Here is a 16,715-nt window from a genome sequence, read left to right as displayed (position 1 = left end):
CGTCTTAGCTCAAGTCTGCGACGTACTGCTGGAGATTCTGCAGAACCTGCTTGATGTTCTCATCTGACGCCGCATAGGACAAGCGAACATAGCCTTCTGAACCGGCACCAAAGACGGAGCCCGGAATCAAGCCAACCTTGGCCCTCTTAGCCACATCCTTGGCAAAGGCAAAGTCATCCGTTCCAAACTGGTCTGGAATCTTGGCAAAAATATAGAACGCGCCTTGTGGCACGGCCATCTTAAAGCCAAGCTTGGTCAAGCCAGCAACCATCAAATCGCGCCGGCGGCGGTATGCTTCCCGGAAGAGCTTTGAATCGTCTCGCCCATTTGTCAAAGCCTCAATTGCAGCGTCTTGGGCAATGTTGTCCACGCAGGTAACCATGAAGCTGTGAGCCTTAGCCACTTGCCTCAGCAAGCCCGCTGGCCCAGCCAGGTAGCCCAGGCGGTAGCCGGTCATAGCGTGCGACTTGGACAAGCCGCTGATCAGGAGAACTTGATCAGGGATGAGGGTTGCCAGAGAATAATGCTCTTGGTCATAAGTCAATTCACTGTAGATTTCATCCGTAATTGCTAAAATGCCATGCTTCTTCAAGACCTTGGCCAAAGCTTCCAGTTCTGCCTTGGTGTAGGTCCGGCCTGTTGGATTGCATGGGTAGTTCAGCACAATGGCCTTGACCTTTGGACCTTCTTTGGCAATTTCAGCTTCAAGGCGCTCAGGAGTAAGCAGGAAGCCGTCAGCGGAAGTATCGATCATCACGACTTCCCCGCCAGCCATCTCAATATTGGTGAAGTACAAAGAGAAGACTGGAGTTGGCACCAGCACCTTGTCGCCTGGATTCAAGAGTCCGATCAGGGCTGCCGTAATGGCTTCGGTTGCCCCATCAGTGACGATGACCTCAGTTTCCGGATCATAATGCACGCTTCTGGTATCTTCCAGATATGAACTGATTGCTTGGCGCAGGGCCAGCTTTCCTTTAGATGGCCCATAGTGCGAGTCGTTGTTTTCAATTCCGCGGATCGCGGCTTGCTTGACGTGCTCTGGAACGGAAAAGTCAGGTTCACCCAGGGTCAGCTTGATGATCCCGGGGATAGCGGAAATTTCCTCGTCAAAAGCCCGGATCGCCGAAGGGGCAATCTTGGCCAAGTTTTGGTTGCCTAAGCTTTGCAAATTTGGATTCAATTCTGGCATATTGCGCTTTCTTTCCTATTACAAGATATTTTCCAAGCCAACTACAAGCTGATCCAGCTCGCCGACCCGTTCCAGGGCTACCTTGACCCCGCTCATGAAGGAGCCGCGGTCAAATGAGTCCTGGCGGATGGTCAAAGCTTCACCCTTGCCGCCGAAAAGCACCTGCTCATGAGCGATGTAGCCTGGCAGACGAACGGCGTGGATCTTAATTCCCTGATAATCGCCACCGCGGGCGCCAGCCAGGCTTTCAGTCGTATCAGGGGCGGTTTGGTGAGGCTCACGGACTTCCGCGATCATTTTAGCAGTGCTCAAGGCCGTGCCGGATGGGGCATCCTTCTTGTCCTCATGGTGCATTTCGATGATTTCAACGTCTGGAAAGTACTTGGCTGCTTCCTTGGCAAACTTCATCAGCAACACGGCTGACATGCCAAAGTTTGGCGCGATCAGGCCGCCCAGATGCTTTTTCTTGGACAAGGCCAGCAATTCGCCTTCTTGCTCGTCAGTCAAGCCAGTCGTGCCGACTACAGGGCGAAAGCCATGTTCTAAAGCAAACTTGACATTCCCATAAACAGCTGACGGCACCGTGAAGTCTACCCACACATCAGCGATCCCAGCTGGAATGTCTGCTCTGTTGGTAAAAATTTTCGCCGCTGCGGGCAGCTGGTAGTCTTCCGGGTTCTGACTCTTCAAGGTATGCGCCAAGCCCGCCGTGATTTCAAAGCCTGGCAAACTGTTGACCAAGTTAACGGCTTGCTGGCCCATTGACCCAGCAAAACCAGCAATCAATACTTTTGTCATTATGCAATTTCTCCTAACTCAAGTGGCAGATTCTTTGACAGGGCATCCGCTGGCAAGCCAAGAGCCGCAGCCAATTGTTCTTTGTCTTCATCGTCCAGTGGCAGAATCGGCAGCCGGCAGCCGCCAACGGCAAAGCCTTGGGCGTTCAAGACTGCCTTTACAGGAGATGGTGACGGGAACATGAACAAGGCGCTCATCCGCGGGGTCAGCCATCTTTGCAGCCGACCAGCTGAAGCATAGTTGCCCGCGTACAGGTCATCATACATCCGGCGCATCTTCTCGCAGTAAACGTGGGTAGCAACGGAAATGACGCCGTCTGCGCCGAGCACGCGAGCCGTCAGGGCTTGAGCATCTTCGCCGGTGAAAAGGGCAAAGTTGGCTGGACGCTTGTCAACGATCTCTTCGATCTCTTCCAAAGAGGCACATTGCTTGATCCCTGCAATGTTAGGGTGCTGAGCCAGTTCAAGAATGGTTGAGACTTCCATCTTGACGCCTGTTCTGCCGGGGATGTTGTACATGATGACTGGGATGTCGACATTGTCAGCCACGGCCGTGAAGTGCGCCTTCATGCACTTTTGGTTTGGCTTGTTGTATGGCGGAACCACAACCAAAGCATAGTCGATCCCAGGAATTTGTGCAACTTCTTGGGTAAAGGCAATAGTTTCAGCGGTGTTGTTTGAGCCAGTCCCGGCAATTACGGGCACGCAGCCGCCAACGATCTTGCCAAATTCAGTGTAGAGCTGGATCTTTTCATCATGAGTCAGGGTTGGGGTTTCACCCGTGGTCCCGCCGATAACGAAGCCGTTGCATCCCTGGTCAATCAAGCGGTTGGTCAACTGTGCCAAAACCTTGAAATCGATGTGGTTGTCCGCGTCAAATGGGGTAATGATGGCCGTAAGCAAGTCAGAATCTTGTAATTGATTGTTCATTTGTCTTTCTCCTAGCGTATCTGCTTTTCGCTGTTGTGCTTTCTTAATATTTACTGTCGTACTGTTGTTAGTAGCGCTTTACTGGTCCATCCGGTAGTTCAAAAAGCCGTTGATGGCGGTCACGCCCTTATAGATGGCTTCCTCTTTGGGCTTGAGAGTGGCTGAGTGAAGCGATGAATCATCGTCAATTCCCAGCCAGAACATGGTGCCTGGGAACTTGGCAAGCAGGAAGCCGAAGTCTTCACCCGTCATTGCTGGCTTGGTTTCGATGAACTCAACGTCTGGCTCCCCCTTCATGTAATTAATGAAGTTGGCGGTCAATTCCGGGTTGTTTTCTACTGGCCAATAGCCGCCTTGGTTAAGCCCCAGGTCCACTTTGACCCCAAAACTGAGCTCAATTCCGTGACAGATCTCAGCCAGCCGCTGGTCGATCAGCTCGATCATCTTTTGCGTCAGCCCCCGGATCGTGCCTTCGATGCGGGCATGATCGGCAATCACGTTGCGAATGCTGCCAGCTTCTACCTTGCCCAAGGTCACAACCCCGCTTTGAATCGGGTCGATGCTGCGGGAAATGATGGTCTGTATCTGCATGATCAAGGCTGCCGCGGCAACGACCGCGTCTTTGGCCTGATGCGGAAAGGCTGCGTGCCCGCCTTTGCCCCAAACATCGATATTGACTTCCGTCGTGCCCGCGAAAAGGGTGCCGTTCAAGCAGCCAATTGCTCCTGCTGGCAAGCCGGGATTGTCATGAAGCCCATAAAACTCGTCTGGCTTCCATTCTCCTGAGAACAAGCCCAGTTCATATGCCCGCTTGCCGCCGCTTTCGCTCTCTTCAGCCGGCTGGAAGAAAAACAGCAGATTGTCTTTTGGCTGATGCTCACTAAAATAGCTCAATACGCCCAGGGCGACGGTCATGTGGATGTCGTGCCCGCAGGCATGCATCACATGGGGATGCTTGGATTTAAATGGCAGGCCGGTTTCTTCCTCAACCGGCAGAGCATCGATATCCGCCCGGTAGCCAATCGTGCGCTTGGGCTGACTCCCCTTGACCAAGACCAGGAGGGCGGTTGGCAATTCTGCTGGCTCTCTAATGGTCAGGTAGTCCTGCTTCATCTGCTTGATCACGTCTAATAAGTAAGCGTGGGTTTCCTTTTCCTGCAGGGCCAATTCAGGGATCTCATGCAAGTGGCGCCGGATCTGAATCAGCTCTTCTTCCGTCAAAGCTGCCATTTCAAAAACTTCCTTAATATTGCTGAACTTCTTCTGTCATCCTTAAAGCTTGCGCAGGTCTTCTTCAAGACCGGTCTTGCTTTCCGTCTTTTCATCGACTTGCTTCAAGACTCTGGCTGGCACGCCGCCGACCACCGTGTGCGGGGCCACGTCCTTGGTAACCACCGCACCAGCAGCCACCACGGCGCCTTCGCCGACATGAACGCCTTCAAGTACGACCGCATTGGCCCCGATCAGGACGTCGTCGTCCACGCGAACCGGCTCAGCGGATGCTGGCTCAATTACCCCAGCTAAGACAGTGCCGGCACCGATGTGGCAGTTCTTGCCAACGATTGCCCGGCCACCAAGCACGGCGCCCATGTCAATCATTGACCCTTCGCCAATTTCTGCCCCGATATTGATTACGGCCCCCATCATGATGACGGCATTGTCACCGATCACGACTTGGTCGCGAATAAAGGCACCTGGTTCGATGCGGGCATTGACTTCCTTGATGTCAAGCATTGGCACGGCAGAGTTGCGCGCGTTGTTCTCAACCCGGACGGAAGCAAAGTCACCCTTGTGCTCCTCAAGGAAAGGCTTGAGATCCTTCCAGTCCCCGAAGACCACGCCGGTCTTTGCCTCTACAAAAGGATCCGTGCCTTCTGGAAAGCTCAGCTGATCCAGTCCTTCACCGCGCAGGTAAACCTTGACCGGAGTCTTCTTTGGCGCGGAGCCAATGTAGTTGATGATGCTTTGTGCGTCTAATTCTGCCATTTTGTTAACCTCTTTCAAATTTCCATTTAATTTGGGAGCGCCCGCGAAATCGACAAATAAAAAGCCCCGGGTTGCTTACGCAATCTGGAGCTTGAATAAATTCATCATTAAATCCGTCAATTGCAAGCGCAACGCAGGTAAATTCCCTGCGACAGTCTGCAGCTTCTTCAACTGCAACCCAGCCAATTTGCCCTAGCCATCTCGACAAACGCTTCGGCAACCGCCCCTTTCACGTGGGGTCAAAACCTGGCCGGCTCTCCCGCGCTACTGATGTTGGCTGCGCCTCTTCAATTGCCTACAGTCTAGTTTAATTTTGTGAGCTTGTCAATGTATTTTTCATGCCTTTTTAATAGCACGTGTAATTTTTCCCTTGCAGAAAAAATATTTACCTGGCAAGATCCCAATCCTGGAGCGGATCGCGGCGGATTTCAACCTGATGAATTGCAGAATATATTTTGCAAATTAGAAAAAATCATGCTATTGTCCTACATAGCTTAAAAGTTAATTAAAGTCTTTTTGAACTAAGGAGTGCTTTTCACATGAAAGTTGTAAAATTCGGGGGCAGTTCCTTGGCCAGCGGTCCTGCCGTTGCCAACGCCCTCAAGATTATCACCAGTGATCCAGAACGGCAGATCGTAGTAACTTCTGCGCCCGGCAAGCGTCACGCTGGCGATATCAAGGTTACCGACCTATTGATCAGATATGCCAACCAGATCATTGGCGGAGAAAACGCCAGCGCTACGGTTGAGGAAATCTTCCAGCGCTATGTGGAAATTGGCCACTACTTTGGCGTAGAAGAAGGCAATATCTCACATCTGCGCGATATTCTGCTTTCCCTGCCAAATGGCAACTATCCAAACAACGAATACCTGATGGCCGCCTTCAAGGCCCATGGCGAATGTCTGAATGCCCAATTGATCGCCATCATCTTGAACGAGCAGGGCGTAAAGGCCCGCTTCGTTGATCCAAAAGCCGCCGGCTTGACGGTAACTGGCTCACCCAACAATGCGTCTATCGCTCCAGAAAGCTACCAAGCCCTGGAGAACTTTGAGTATGAGCCTGACGAAAAGCTGATCTTCCCTGGCTTTTATGGCTATACCTTGGCTGGCCACATTGCTACTTTCTCCAGAGGCGGCTCTGACATTACCGGGGCTATTCTTGCCCGGGGCTTCCATGCCGATCTCTATGAGAACTTTACCGACGTTGACGCGATTTTCTCCGCCAACCCAGCCGTAGTCGACCACCCGCTGCCAATCCAGACCATGACTTACCGGGAAATGCGGGAACTGTCTTACGCTGGCTTTTCAGTCTTTCATGATGAGGCCTTGATTCCTGCTATCCAGGGGCAGATCCCAATCAACGTCAAAAACACCCAGCACCCTGAAAAACGTGGGACCATGATCGTTCCGGAAAAGCACTTCAAGCCTGAACATATCATGACTGGGATCGCGTCCAGCAAGCACTTCGCGGCTCTTTACCTGCACAAGTACCTCATCAACAAGGAAGTTGGCTTTACCCTCCGGATTCTGAACATCCTCAGCAAATATGGCCTTTCCTACGAACACATGCCAACTGGGATTGACGATTTGACCATTATCTTTGACAAGAATAAGCTGAGTGATGAAATCATCGATTCAGTCTGCGATGACATTCAAACTGAAATCAATCCTGACCACCTGGAATGGATCAACGACTACGCCATTATCATGATCGTTGGCGAAGGCATGAAGAATCATATCGGCGTCATGCGCGATATTGCCACTCCAGTCGCTGCCCAAGGGATTTCCCTGCGCATGGTCAACCAAGGCTCATCAGAAATCTCGATCATGATCGGGACGACCACTGAAGACGCTGACCGGGCGGTTAAGGCGATCTACGACTACTTTTTCAAGCGCTAAAGGAGACAATTATGACCAAGCTTTTGAAGGTTCACGGCTCACAAAATCAATTTTTCATCTTGGACCAAACCGTGCTCAAGCAGCCATTGAGCGACGCAGAGCTTAAAGCACTGACGATCAAGCTGACTGACCCGGAAACGGGCCTTTTAGGCGGTGCTGACGGCGTTCTGGCAATCAGCCAGTCTGATCATCCAGGGGTGCTCGGCAAGATGCGGGTTATCAACGCCGACGGCAGTGAGGCTTCAATGTGCGGCAATGGCTTGCGCACCGTGGCCCGCTACTTGTCCGAAAAGACCGGCCAGGACCAGTTCAAGGTTGAAACCATGTATACGGATCTGCAAGTCCGCCGCCAGCCTGATTTTGCCCCTGGCGTGCCAGCCATGGCGGTCGAGATTTCACCGGTCAAGTTTGCCAAGGAAGACCTGCCTTTTGACAACCTGGGCCATGAACGCCTTTTAGACACTTTGGTCCCAGAATTCGTTCCCGGCTGGAAGTTCAGTGCGCTTGCCGTGCCAAACCCGCACTTGGTCACCTTCATCAAGCAAGCTGAGCTGACGAGCCCGGTCTTGGGCGAACTGGGGACTTACCTCAACGGCACCAACCCTTACTTCTCCGATGGCGTCAACGTCAATTACGTCGTCATCCGCGGTGAAAATGAGCTCTTCGTCCGCACCTTTGAAAGAGGGGTTGGCTTCACCAACGCTTGCGGGACGGGGATGTCGGCCAGCTCACTGGTCTTTGCCCTGACCCACCCTGATTTAGGTCATTTCAATCAGCCAATCACCGTCTTTAACCCTGGCGGCATGGTTAAGACCATCTTACATAACGAAGATCACAAGTATTGGATCGAATTGATCGGCAACGCGACTGAAACCCATGAAGTGGAGATCGCGGAAGCTGACCTGCATCATGCCCGCGTCGATCAAAATGCGGCTAAGATCACGGAAACTAGCGAACAGGCTGCCTACATGAGCTTCGTCGATCAGTTGCCTGCAATCCGTTAAGCCTTAGCCAAACTATTTACATAACAATAATTATGATGGAGGATATCCAACTTACTGGATATCCTCTATTTTTTATGTTTTCTTTTATTTTAGATAAAGCTTTTAGCCTCCTTTTCAGTTGCCGTCTCCTGCTTGACCAGCCGGCACTTTGCAAGCAGCTGCCGCAGGTATTTCTTCTTAAAAGGATCATCTTCCAAGGTGATGGCCGGCGTCAGGTACTTTCTGCAGACCGTACGGTTTCCCTGCAAGAAGGCGGCACACTCTTCTTCAGCCATGCAAAAAACGGCTGGATGGTCGATCAAGCGCTTGAGCATCAGCAGCGCGTCGGCGCTGGCCAATTCATCAGGCAGATTGACAAGCTCATGCCAAAGCTTGAAATCAGTCTCCCGCTCGCCATCCTTGCTGGCAAGCGACTGCTGGATAAAGCTCTCTGTCAAGCTGCTTGGCACCAGTTCTTGATAATAGATCCGGTAGCTCAATAAGTAGCGGTCTTCCGCCGCAATCAGTCCACTCTTGAGCATTTGCTTGATCCGGCTTTCAATCATTTGATTGCTAAAAAGACGGAAGTGCTTGTCATAAGCAGTCGGATGCAAGTCATCGTAAAAGTCAATGGACAGATCGCGCAGAATCTTAACTACGTTCTTAGCCGTAATACGATATTCGTTGGTCATGGCCAGCTTGGCAATGGCAACAGCCACGATGTCCCCAAGCAATTTGTGCTCAGAGAGCTGCTTGGCGATTTTGGTCTCCCAGCTCGCTTCTTCGGACAAGCATCTGGTCAGAAAGGCCTGGCAGCTATCCACTGCTTGCTCATCAAGCGCAAAGGTGACTTGATATGCTTTCCCCGACTTTCCCGTGGCAGTCACCTGAATCTGGTCCTTGGCCTTCAAGTACCTGCTGGCTGCTTGCAGGCCATCAGCACTGCAACAGTCCAGAAATTCCTGATACTGGCTGCATTTCCGCAAGGTCTGCTCAAAATTTTCGAGCATCTTGACCTTTTCTGGCGCCAATTCAAATTGTCCACTGGCTAAATCCAGGTCGACATAGCTGCAGGGCTCTGCGTGCTCCCAATTGGCAAAGTCTTGGAAATAGTCAGCCATAATCCTGGCCTGTTCTTGCGTCAGCGAATCCAGCAGCTGAAATTGCTCAGGCTGAACTGGAAACTGCAGATAAATCCTGCCGCGACTAAGACGACATTTGCCCGCCTTAAGTTCTGCTGACTGCTTGAAGAAGGAAATGAGGCGCTCTTGGTCTAAGAGCTGATAACAGATCCAGCGCTTGAGCCGTTCGGGCGTAATCATCTGCTTGGCCGCTTCCGTATCCAATAGCGGCCAGGCCTTCTCAAGGCCAGTCAGCAGATCTTTGGATTGGCTTAAGAATTCTGCCGTCATCTTGAGCAATTCTGCTTCTCCATAGTCTTGGGGCACGATATTTTCAACCAGGTCGTCTTTCAGGTTCGCCAGAGCGTCATCAAGCAGTCGAGGATCAGAGCTCTTGGCAATTTTGAAGCGTGACTCTCTAAGCCGGAATTTGGCCTCTGGTTCGGCTATAGCCTCAATTGTCAGCTGCGTCTCATCTTCCCATGCCGTCAGCGGTGCTAATCCATTGATTTTTATCCTGCCAAGCCGCTGACGGACGTATTGCAAGGGTTCAATCTGCCTCTTTGCAAGCAGGCTTAACTCGCCAGTTGCTTTCACCAGCAGCTGGCAGCTTTGAAAATCATAGCGCATCTTGTCTTTCCCCTTCCGGTAGATATGACAGTCCTGTTCTTCCAGATCAGGATACTCGAGGTAAATCCTTCTGAGCATGGTGAGCTTGTCAAAGCCAATCTGCTTTGCCGAGGCCAGCCGCTGGCGGATTTTTGCGAGCATTTTCGCGTGCATGTGCCGGCTTTCTTTAGCTTTAGGTCCACTGAAATCCAGATTGATGATGCTGCCATCCGGTGTAACCACGGCTTCCAAGCCTAAAAGCGGATCATCGGTCACTAGATCAATCATATAGTTTCCAGCATTCGACTTGCGGCACTTGATCTTCGTTGGATCGATAGCCAGCTCATTCTCATATCCATTCAGCAGATCAAGGGCGATGAGTACTGCGCCTTTTTCTGAAATCAAGCTTTTCCCTCCTTTCGTTTGCCGCATTTTCAGTCCTGTGTTTTGTCCGGATGGGTTCTCAAGAAGTCGTTAAACTGCTGGTTGAGCCGCTGCGCCATTTCTTCCGCTGGCTGCATAATCTGCTTCAGCACCTTCTGGCTTTTGAATGGATTGCTGCCATCTGGTTCAATCATGACCAGCATGCCTTCCATAAAATCGCGTTGAGCTTCTTTTGGCTTACGCTGCTCATCCGCTCTATGCAGCTTGATCGTCACGCTGCTTGCCTTTGGCATGACCAGACAGGCCATTACCGCCGAAAATTTCCGGGTAGCTGAACTGAAGCTCACTCTCGGCTTGACCCACACGTAGATGCGCTCATCCGGCTTGATGCCGGCTTTGCGCGCGTCTTCGCGCAGCTGGGAGACAAGGCAGTCTAAATCATCAGTCATGGTTGCGTCGCTTTTTATCTTGCTCATATTTTTCTCCTTCGTGAGTTCGATTATCAAGATTGATCGGTTTACGCAACACATTAAAATACAGATATCTCAGTCTTGTCCACTCACTGCACAAACGCTTTCAACGGCGCTGCTGTCAGCTTCCTGCAGATTAGCTCCAAATGAGAAATGGCTCTACGACGGCATTTTCACTGGAGGATCTTGTCAAAAAAATTTAGATAGCATCGATGAAATTCAGCAGATCCCGAGGCCGGCGCACGCAGAAAACTTCATCTGCATATTGAGCATATTCCGCGAGAACCGAGTCCCCCGTATTCCATTTATTTGTTTGTTCCGTGTTCAGCCAGTACGTTTTCTTTGCCCTTCGGCTGATAGTCTTAAAAGTCTCCGCTTCAGTGGGCCGAAAGTTGTTTCTAGCGTCGCCTATCCAGATCACGATCGTCTCTCGGGTAAACTCTGCCAAATATTCCTGCCGCAGTTCGCGCAAGGGCCGCCCATAGTCTGAATAGACGCCATGGGTAGGAATCGTATTCAGGACCTTGTGCAATGCCTTATCTGCATTTGGCTGGTCAAACAGCTTGGAAATGTCAAAAAGCGAATTGACAAAGGCAAAAGATTTGCATCCCCCAGCAAAAACGTCCTTCATAAAAAACATAAAAGTCAGCATCATCTCGCTGGCCTGGCGGCAAGAGCCGGAAACGTCAAGGAGCATGACAATCTTGCTTTTGCTTCTTCTCGGCTTGACATAGGCCAGCTCGATTGGAATTCCTTCAGTGCGGCAGGCCTTTTTGCAGATTTCTGCTACATCCAGCCGCTGCTTTTGTCTGGTCCGGATTCTTCGCAAAAAACGGGTCTTGAGCTTGCGGGCATTCTTCAGCAGATAGTCGCGAATTTCTTCTTGCTCTGACAGGGACAGACTGTTGAAGCTCTTGTCCAGCAAGGCGTTTCCCTGGCCAAGAGAGAGCACGCCGCAGCGCCCTTCATTTAAGGCATTGCGGGAATGACGGCTCTGGGTTTTGACAATTGCCCGCTGGCTGATGCTTTCGCCCGTCAGTCCGCTAAGCAAGTTGTCCATTTCCTGCTTGGCTTGCTTGACCGAATCTGCCAACTTGTGTTCTTGCGTCAGGATTTCCATGCGTCTGGCATCGTTTTCCGCGATCTGCCGCGCAAGACGGCGGCGCTTTTGCTGGAACTGGTCCAGCAGCTTGACCTGCTTTGCGATTACATCCAGCATGGCGAGCGGATCTGCCGTGCTCATTACCGTCTTCATGCCGCCACGCAAAATCTTGCGCAGGCTATCCTGCTTTTCAGCCAAAGCGGCTTTCTGCCGTGGACTGCCTGTGGCGGCAATGACGGCCATATTTTGCAGCAGCTCATATTCCGGACATTTTCCAAAGACCAGTTCGTAGTCAGCTTGAACAGCCTTGAGGCCTTGCTGGATTTGGCTGGCTAAGCGTGAGGAAGCCGCGACCATTTCTGCCGCATTAAGCTCCTTGCCCAGCAGCGCTTGCTTGGTCCGCGAAATTTCCGCCAGCTGCAAAGCAAATTCCTGATGCTGCCGTTCTTCTTCCCGCAGCCGGTTTTGGTAGCGGTCATGAGCCGCCTTAAGCGATTTTCGCCGTTGCAGAAAGTCCGCGAAATCTTGGTGGAAATACCGGGCTTCAATAATTTTTAACGGCAGGCAAGTCCGGGATTCCACCTATTTCATTGGGTGGAGGGATAGGGCTTGCCTGCCTTCTTTCTTACTTAAATTCGTAAAGCAAAAGCTTTTGCTCTGCTTTTTGCCAGTTGCCGTTATGGGTAATCAGCTTACAAAGCTTTGTACTGATGTAATTCTTGCCATCCTTGATTACGTAATTGCCTAAGCCATCTGAGAGGCGAACATAAGCGCCTTTTGACAGGTAGCTCTGCACATAGCCCCTGAGATTAGTCCCGATGACATGTACATAGTCATTGAGCCATAATCCTCTGGCATACTTTGTGTTCTTGGCATTGCGTTTTGATGTTCTGTTTGCTTCTTTTCGGCCTTTGCGGGCGGTTGCCTCATGAAGCGAACGCTTCTTTTTGCGGAACTGGCTGATCATCGCTACCGTCTCCGGCATCTGACCAACTGACTTGATCCCGCTGATTGCGATTGCATCCGTGAAGTGTCCCTTTGGCAGATTGAATTTTTTGCGGTCAAAGAAAGTCTGATAGCCATACTGGTAAGACGCTTCAGGGAAAGCGGTCATGATCCGCTTGCGCAGAATGTTCATGAACGTTGCCCCCTTCAGCTGCCTTGTTACTTTCTTCTTGGCCTTCATCCACTTGTAGAGCTTGCCGCCCGGCTGGTGGTTCTTCGTCGTATGACAATTCGTGCAAAGAGTTATCAGATTGTCCACCCGATCTGTCCCGCCCTGTGAGCGGTAGACGATATGGTGGACGACAAGCTTTACGCCTTCGCCATGCTTATGGCAGAGCTGACAGGTATATTCGTCACGTGCCAGCACGTAGTACTCATAGTTCTTCCAGCCATGCAGACTTCCTTCTTGATACTGCTTGCCCGAAATGGCCGGATTGACCATCTTGGCCATGTCAAACTTGCCCACCTCAATATGCAGATCTGGGTTCGGCAATACAGCCAAATAGCGCTTGATCCAAGCAATGTTGTGGCTTGCCTTGCCTTTTACTGACGGTGGAAGCCACAAGCCGTCTCGCTTGCCGTGCACTCTGTTTAAAAAGCGTGCCTGACGATAGCGGGTCTTGCGATTTCTTCTGCTTCTGCGGTAGACCCTGCGGGTGGAAAGATTCTTATGCACGTCTTGGCGAAGCTCTACCTCGCTTTGATAAAGGACTTTGTCCTGACTCGTTACGGCAAAGCCGATATGTCTTTGTCCGGTGTCAACGCCAAGACTGACTTTCTGCTTATAGCCGTATGAGCCGTATTTCAGTTGAATGGTGAACGGATATTTCTTGACCACGAATGCCTTGCCGCTTTTCAGAAGCAGTCTGGCCTTTCTTGGACGGCATGGCATTAGCGGCTTGCCGTCCTTGTTGAGCAGAAATACCCGATTGGCATTCTCATATTCCATTTTTCCTCCTTTGCCGGCAATCATGCTGCCGGCCGCTATCCGCATTGGGAGACCCAACGCGAAGTTGCGTTGTTGCCCTTCGACAATGTTATCCATGCTTGCCATGATTCCGAAGAACCATGACGACGCAGTTGACTGTCACGTTAACCTCATGACTGTTTACAGATCTGCCACAGCGCATGGGACTAGAGCATCATCCCATGGTGTGATAACAAAGATAACGTAGTTTTTCTTTCCTGCCAGCCGAAGCCGACTGGAAAGCTTAGCCTAGACAATGAGTTCCGGATCTCTCCGGAACACCCCACAAAGATATTGAGGCTTGAAGCTTGCACTCCAAGCCCCTCACTTCAGTGAGGGGTTACCATTGACGCTGTGACTTCACCATGATCGTCTTTAAAAGCGGCTCGCAGGCTGCCAAGGTCAGATTCGTTTCATTGAAAGGGGCATCGCCCATTAACTTAAACACCAGCTCAGCATAATCTGCCGGGATTTGATAGCCGAGGCTTTGCAGATAAATACCTAAGTCAATGACCTCAGTGGGCAAGAAACTCTGACCATTCATCATCCACTTCTCCTTTACCGTTCCAAATGCCGGCACCAAATTTCTGCAAAATCTCTGAAACTGGTTCAAGATCCCTGCAGTCCTTGACCAGAATGCTCAGCGCGTTCATGGCTAATTCCTTGGTTGCCTGCTCGTTTGCCTGCAAGAATTTGGCATAAGCAATTGCTTCAGCGATTGAGGGCTGATAGTGCAGCAGCTCTGCTTGCTGGCCAAGCTCAAACAGGGCAGCGGCGATTCCTCTGGCCAAGTCCGGTTCTGCGGCTGCCTTCTTCATCAGAATTTCCGTCAGCTCTTGCTTGCTCTTGCGCTCAATGTACAAGTAATTGCAGCGTCTTCTCAAGGCCCCGGAGAGTTCCCGGTAGCCATTGGAAGTAATGAATACCAGTGGCTTCTGATTGGCGGGACATTTAATTTCCCCTAGCTGGGGAATGGTCAGCGCATAGTCCTCCAAAAATTCATACAACATGTATTCGACTTCTTCTGGTGCCTTGTCGATTTCGTCAATGCAAAGCACGCACGGGCCATCGCCGCTGATGGCCTTTAAGATCGGCCGCTTGATCAAAAAGTCGGGTCCATAAAAGTCAACGGCCAGGTTCGCCGACTGCATGGCCTGTCTTGGGCTAAGCCCCGCCAGAGTCTGTTCCAGGTTAGGCTTGAGCAGCTCCAGCATCAAAAGCTGCTTTTGATAGTCGTAATCATAGAGGATCTTGTCATCAGTCAATCCGTCATACATCTGCACACGGCAGTATGGCAGCCGGAGTCCGTCAGCCAGGGCTCTGGCAACTGCTGTCTTGCCAACCCCTGGCTCCCCCTCCAAGAGCAGCGGCCTGTCTTGACTGATGCTGGCCCACAAGGCATGGAGCATCTCGGAGCTGGCAAGGTAATTTTGACTCATCAGGGCATCCCTGATTTGGCTTAAATTGAGCTTCATTGCAAACCTCTTTCTAAATACACGATCATATGTTCTAGCTTGACTAAAATTTAACTACATTTTTGGCCCCTTGTCCACCTCAGCCCAAAGTGATCTGATCCCTTGTCAGATCTAGCTTTTACACTATTCATTTTCTGTTAGATTCCAGTCAGGAAGCGGACTTGCGGGTGGCCAAAATTCCGTGAAATTTTTTCGCTATTTTTTCTGACAAAACAGGCAAAAAGTTAATGCAACAAAAAAGCATGTCTTTAACTCAAGGCAAAGACATGCTTATTAAATTGGCTATTTGGCTACCGTTTACGGCAAAAATACGATTGCCTATTTGCGGATAAATTTTGCGTCTCCTGCAGCTTCCGAGGCAGTGACAAAGCGCTCAACTTGCATATGCAGATCGTACTTCTCACGAAGTGCGGCCAATTCCCCCATCATTGGGGAAGCGTGGTGGGCATCCAAGGCCGCTTGATCGCGCCAGCTGTCAATCAGCAGCACGGTTTCCGGGTCGTTCATTGGAATAAAGCTCGTTGCCTTCCTCAGCCCGAATACGGCCAGCTACGCCGCTTCTTCCCATTTCTTCCGCGAACTTGCGGGCGCTGCCATTTTCTCCAGTGTCTTTTTTACGAAAAAAACGGCTCCGCGGAAAACCGCGAAGCTATTTTTCCAGAAATGCCTTGCTTTAAAAGCCAAACTTGTGATTGTGCATCAAGATCTTCTTGACGACTTCTTTGATTAAATAATACCCGACTGCAATTGCTACGGCTGCAATCAGCATAGTGGTCGTATAACTAGGATACATAAAAAACACGATGGTTAAGGTAACGACGGCAATAATACCAACGACCGCGTCAGCAATTTTTTCACCAGACATAATTGTCACCTCATATCTTATGCAAAGCAAGCGCTTTCTTTAAGGCTATTATAACGCTTTTGCCGCGTGAATGTAACTAAAGAACGATCTCCCGGCCCAAAGCTAAGGCCCGCGCGTCCGTATAATGGCCAATATAATGCGTCCAGGCGATTGGCAGGGAAGCTGGGGTGATCTCTTTAAGCAGATCATAGACCGTGCTCTCCTGCCCTTTTTCTTCCAGCTCAGTGAAAGTTCCCAGGAGAATCCCACTGACTTGGTCAAAAAGCCCCAGCTGCCGGCACTGCTCCAGCAGGGTGGCAATGCGGTAGACTCCGCCCCCATAGCTTTCCAGCAGGAGGATCTTCCCCGAAAAATCAGGCCAGTATTCAGTCCCTGCCAGCTTAAGCAGGCAGCGAAGATTGCCGCCAAGTACTTCCCCGCGCAGCTCGCTGCCACGCAAGAAAGTGGCCTTCAGGCATTCTGGCGCGAACTTGCCTGACAAGACCTGCTCATTGAAATAGTACTGTTCTTCACGTGAGTGGTCATAGATCAGGTTCCGTGCCTGAAAGTTGACGGCAGTATTGCCGTTTTTGACCAACGCATTCAGAATCGTTGTCAAGTCGCTATAGCCAAAAAAGGCTGCCCGACTGTCCTTGATCGCTGGAAAATCGATATATGGCAAGACAGTATTGGCCAAATCGCCGCCCGAGACGTCAAAAATATATGCCATGTCCGGATTCAGGAAAAAGCTGGTCAGTTCCGCCCCACGCTTTGGGCCACGCCCAGCCAGCCGTTGGTCATACAAATACTCGCTCTCCGTGACGCTCAAGCCAAAAGAAGCCAATACGCTCTTTAGTGCATTGACTTCTCCCTTGCGGTCTAAGGTCAGCGGATCGGAGCAAGCCGTCAATGCTGCTTTCTTCATCCAAGCCTCACTTTACATAACTGTTGATAT

At 50.9% G+C, this 16,715-nt stretch carries 15 protein-coding genes, 1 pseudogene and 1 riboswitch; of the genes and pseudogenes, 2 read left to right on the top strand and 14 right to left on the bottom strand.

The features are described from left to right. Positions 1 to 4: 4 nt before the first annotated feature. The 5 genes from FYJ62_RS02430 to dapD form a co-directional block, all read right to left on the bottom strand. Positions 5 to 1,189, bottom strand: coding sequence for an aminotransferase class I/II-fold pyridoxal phosphate-dependent enzyme (locus tag FYJ62_RS02430; RefSeq protein ID WP_154547375.1), 1,185 nt, complete (start codon positions 1,187 to 1,189; stop codon positions 5 to 7). Between the two features lie 18 nt (positions 1,190 to 1,207). Then, on the bottom strand, positions 1,208 to 1,987 hold the full coding sequence (dapB, locus tag FYJ62_RS02425) for a 4-hydroxy-tetrahydrodipicolinate reductase (protein WP_154547373.1): 780 nt from the start codon (positions 1,985 to 1,987) through the stop codon (positions 1,208 to 1,210). Further along, positions 1,987 to 2,916, bottom strand: a complete 930-nt coding sequence (gene dapA / locus FYJ62_RS02420) for a 4-hydroxy-tetrahydrodipicolinate synthase (RefSeq protein ID WP_154547371.1) — start codon at positions 2,914 to 2,916, stop codon at positions 1,987 to 1,989. The genes dapB and dapA overlap by 1 nt, the downstream gene beginning before the upstream one ends. 78 nt (positions 2,917 to 2,994) lie before the next feature. Further along, positions 2,995 to 4,146, bottom strand: a complete 1,152-nt coding sequence (locus tag FYJ62_RS02415; protein ID WP_154547369.1) for an N-acetyldiaminopimelate deacetylase — start codon at positions 4,144 to 4,146, stop codon at positions 2,995 to 2,997. A gap of 42 nt (positions 4,147 to 4,188) precedes the next feature. Beyond that, positions 4,189 to 4,902 carry a 2,3,4,5-tetrahydropyridine-2,6-dicarboxylate N-acetyltransferase gene (gene dapD, locus FYJ62_RS02410; RefSeq protein ID WP_154547367.1) on the bottom strand — a complete coding sequence of 238 codons (714 nt, stop codon included), beginning with the start codon at positions 4,900 to 4,902 and terminating at the stop codon, positions 4,189 to 4,191. A gap of 116 nt (positions 4,903 to 5,018) precedes the next feature. Beyond that, a riboswitch (Lysine riboswitch) is annotated at positions 5,019 to 5,198 on the bottom strand. A 243-nt stretch (positions 5,199 to 5,441) separates the two neighbouring features. Here dapD and FYJ62_RS02405 point away from each other — a divergent pair. Both FYJ62_RS02405 and dapF read left to right on the top strand, forming a co-directional pair. Next, complete coding sequence (locus tag FYJ62_RS02405) at positions 5,442 to 6,800, top strand: aspartate kinase (RefSeq protein WP_154547365.1); 1,359 nt, start codon at positions 5,442 to 5,444, stop codon at positions 6,798 to 6,800. A gap of 11 nt (positions 6,801 to 6,811) precedes the next feature. Further along, entirely contained in the window at positions 6,812 to 7,804 is a 993-nt protein-coding gene (dapF, locus tag FYJ62_RS02400) for a diaminopimelate epimerase (RefSeq protein WP_154547363.1), read from the top strand. A gap of 89 nt (positions 7,805 to 7,893) precedes the next feature. On the opposite strand, the gene FYJ62_RS02395 is transcribed toward dapF, so the two are convergent. From FYJ62_RS02395 to FYJ62_RS02355, 9 genes and pseudogenes are all read right to left on the bottom strand, one after another. Next, a complete protein-coding gene (locus tag FYJ62_RS02395; RefSeq protein WP_154547361.1) occupies positions 7,894 to 9,918 on the bottom strand; it encodes a hypothetical protein in 2,025 nt (674 codons plus the stop codon). A 29-nt stretch (positions 9,919 to 9,947) separates the two neighbouring features. Further along, a complete protein-coding gene (locus FYJ62_RS02390) occupies positions 9,948 to 10,373 on the bottom strand; it encodes a hypothetical protein (protein WP_154547359.1) in 426 nt (141 codons plus the stop codon). A gap of 193 nt (positions 10,374 to 10,566) precedes the next feature. Then, complete coding sequence (locus tag FYJ62_RS10970; RefSeq protein WP_154547357.1) at positions 10,567 to 12,051, bottom strand: VWA domain-containing protein; 1,485 nt, start codon at positions 12,049 to 12,051, stop codon at positions 10,567 to 10,569. 43 nt (positions 12,052 to 12,094) lie between these two features. Continuing rightward, positions 12,095 to 13,423 (bottom strand): RNA-guided endonuclease IscB, encoded by a 1,329-nt coding sequence (iscB, locus tag FYJ62_RS02380; protein ID WP_154547438.1) that lies wholly within the window; start codon positions 13,421 to 13,423, stop codon positions 12,095 to 12,097. 358 nt (positions 13,424 to 13,781) lie between these two features. Then, positions 13,782 to 13,988, bottom strand: coding sequence for a hypothetical protein (locus FYJ62_RS02375; RefSeq protein ID WP_154547355.1), 207 nt, complete (start codon positions 13,986 to 13,988; stop codon positions 13,782 to 13,784). Continuing rightward, complete coding sequence (locus FYJ62_RS02370) at positions 13,957 to 14,916, bottom strand: AAA family ATPase (protein WP_154547353.1); 960 nt, start codon at positions 14,914 to 14,916, stop codon at positions 13,957 to 13,959. The genes FYJ62_RS02375 and FYJ62_RS02370 overlap by 32 nt, the downstream gene beginning before the upstream one ends. A gap of 318 nt (positions 14,917 to 15,234) precedes the next feature. Continuing rightward, positions 15,235 to 15,523: pseudogene (locus tag FYJ62_RS02365) on the bottom strand (putative quinol monooxygenase); the annotation flags it as partial. Between the two features lie 66 nt (positions 15,524 to 15,589). Further along, a complete protein-coding gene (locus tag FYJ62_RS02360; RefSeq protein ID WP_154547351.1) occupies positions 15,590 to 15,781 on the bottom strand; it encodes a hypothetical protein in 192 nt (63 codons plus the stop codon). A gap of 76 nt (positions 15,782 to 15,857) precedes the next feature. After that, on the bottom strand, positions 15,858 to 16,685 hold the full coding sequence (locus FYJ62_RS02355; protein WP_154547349.1) for an LD-carboxypeptidase: 828 nt from the start codon (positions 16,683 to 16,685) through the stop codon (positions 15,858 to 15,860). Between the last annotated feature and the right edge of the window lie 30 nt (positions 16,686 to 16,715).

Source organism: Lactobacillus porci (assembly GCF_009695985.1).
In the GTDB taxonomy this organism is placed as follows: domain Bacteria; phylum Bacillota; class Bacilli; order Lactobacillales; family Lactobacillaceae; genus Lactobacillus; species Lactobacillus absianus.
This window is presented reverse-complemented; position numbering and strand designations above follow the sequence as displayed.

What these genes read in the sequence shown, in the direction of transcription:
- FYJ62_RS02430 (WP_154547375.1), bottom strand. Translation starts at nt 1,189, where the DNA reads ATGCCAGAATTGAATCCAAATTTGCAAAGCTTAGGCAACCAAAACTTG.
- dapB (WP_154547373.1), bottom strand. Translation starts at nt 1,987, where the DNA reads ATGACAAAAGTATTGATTGCTGGTTTTGCTGGGTCAATGGGCCAGCAA.
- dapA (WP_154547371.1), bottom strand. Translation starts at nt 2,916, where the DNA reads ATGAACAATCAATTACAAGATTCTGACTTGCTTACGGCCATCATTACC.
- FYJ62_RS02415 (WP_154547369.1), bottom strand. Translation starts at nt 4,146, where the DNA reads ATGGCAGCTTTGACGGAAGAAGAGCTGATTCAGATCCGGCGCCACTTG.
- dapD (WP_154547367.1), bottom strand. Translation starts at nt 4,902, where the DNA reads ATGGCAGAATTAGACGCACAAAGCATCATCAACTACATTGGCTCCGCG.
- FYJ62_RS02405 (WP_154547365.1), top strand. Translation starts at nt 5,442, where the DNA reads ATGAAAGTTGTAAAATTCGGGGGCAGTTCCTTGGCCAGCGGTCCTGCC.
- dapF (WP_154547363.1), top strand. Translation starts at nt 6,812, where the DNA reads ATGACCAAGCTTTTGAAGGTTCACGGCTCACAAAATCAATTTTTCATC.
- FYJ62_RS02390 (WP_154547359.1), bottom strand. Translation starts at nt 10,373, where the DNA reads ATGAGCAAGATAAAAAGCGACGCAACCATGACTGATGATTTAGACTGC.
- iscB (WP_154547438.1), bottom strand. Translation starts at nt 13,423, where the DNA reads ATGGAATATGAGAATGCCAATCGGGTATTTCTGCTCAACAAGGACGGC.
- FYJ62_RS02375 (WP_154547355.1), bottom strand. Translation starts at nt 13,988, where the DNA reads ATGATGAATGGTCAGAGTTTCTTGCCCACTGAGGTCATTGACTTAGGT.
- FYJ62_RS02370 (WP_154547353.1), bottom strand. Translation starts at nt 14,916, where the DNA reads ATGAAGCTCAATTTAAGCCAAATCAGGGATGCCCTGATGAGTCAAAAT.
- FYJ62_RS02360 (WP_154547351.1), bottom strand. Translation starts at nt 15,781, where the DNA reads ATGTCTGGTGAAAAAATTGCTGACGCGGTCGTTGGTATTATTGCCGTC.
- FYJ62_RS02355 (WP_154547349.1), bottom strand. Translation starts at nt 16,685, where the DNA reads ATGAAGAAAGCAGCATTGACGGCTTGCTCCGATCCGCTGACCTTAGAC.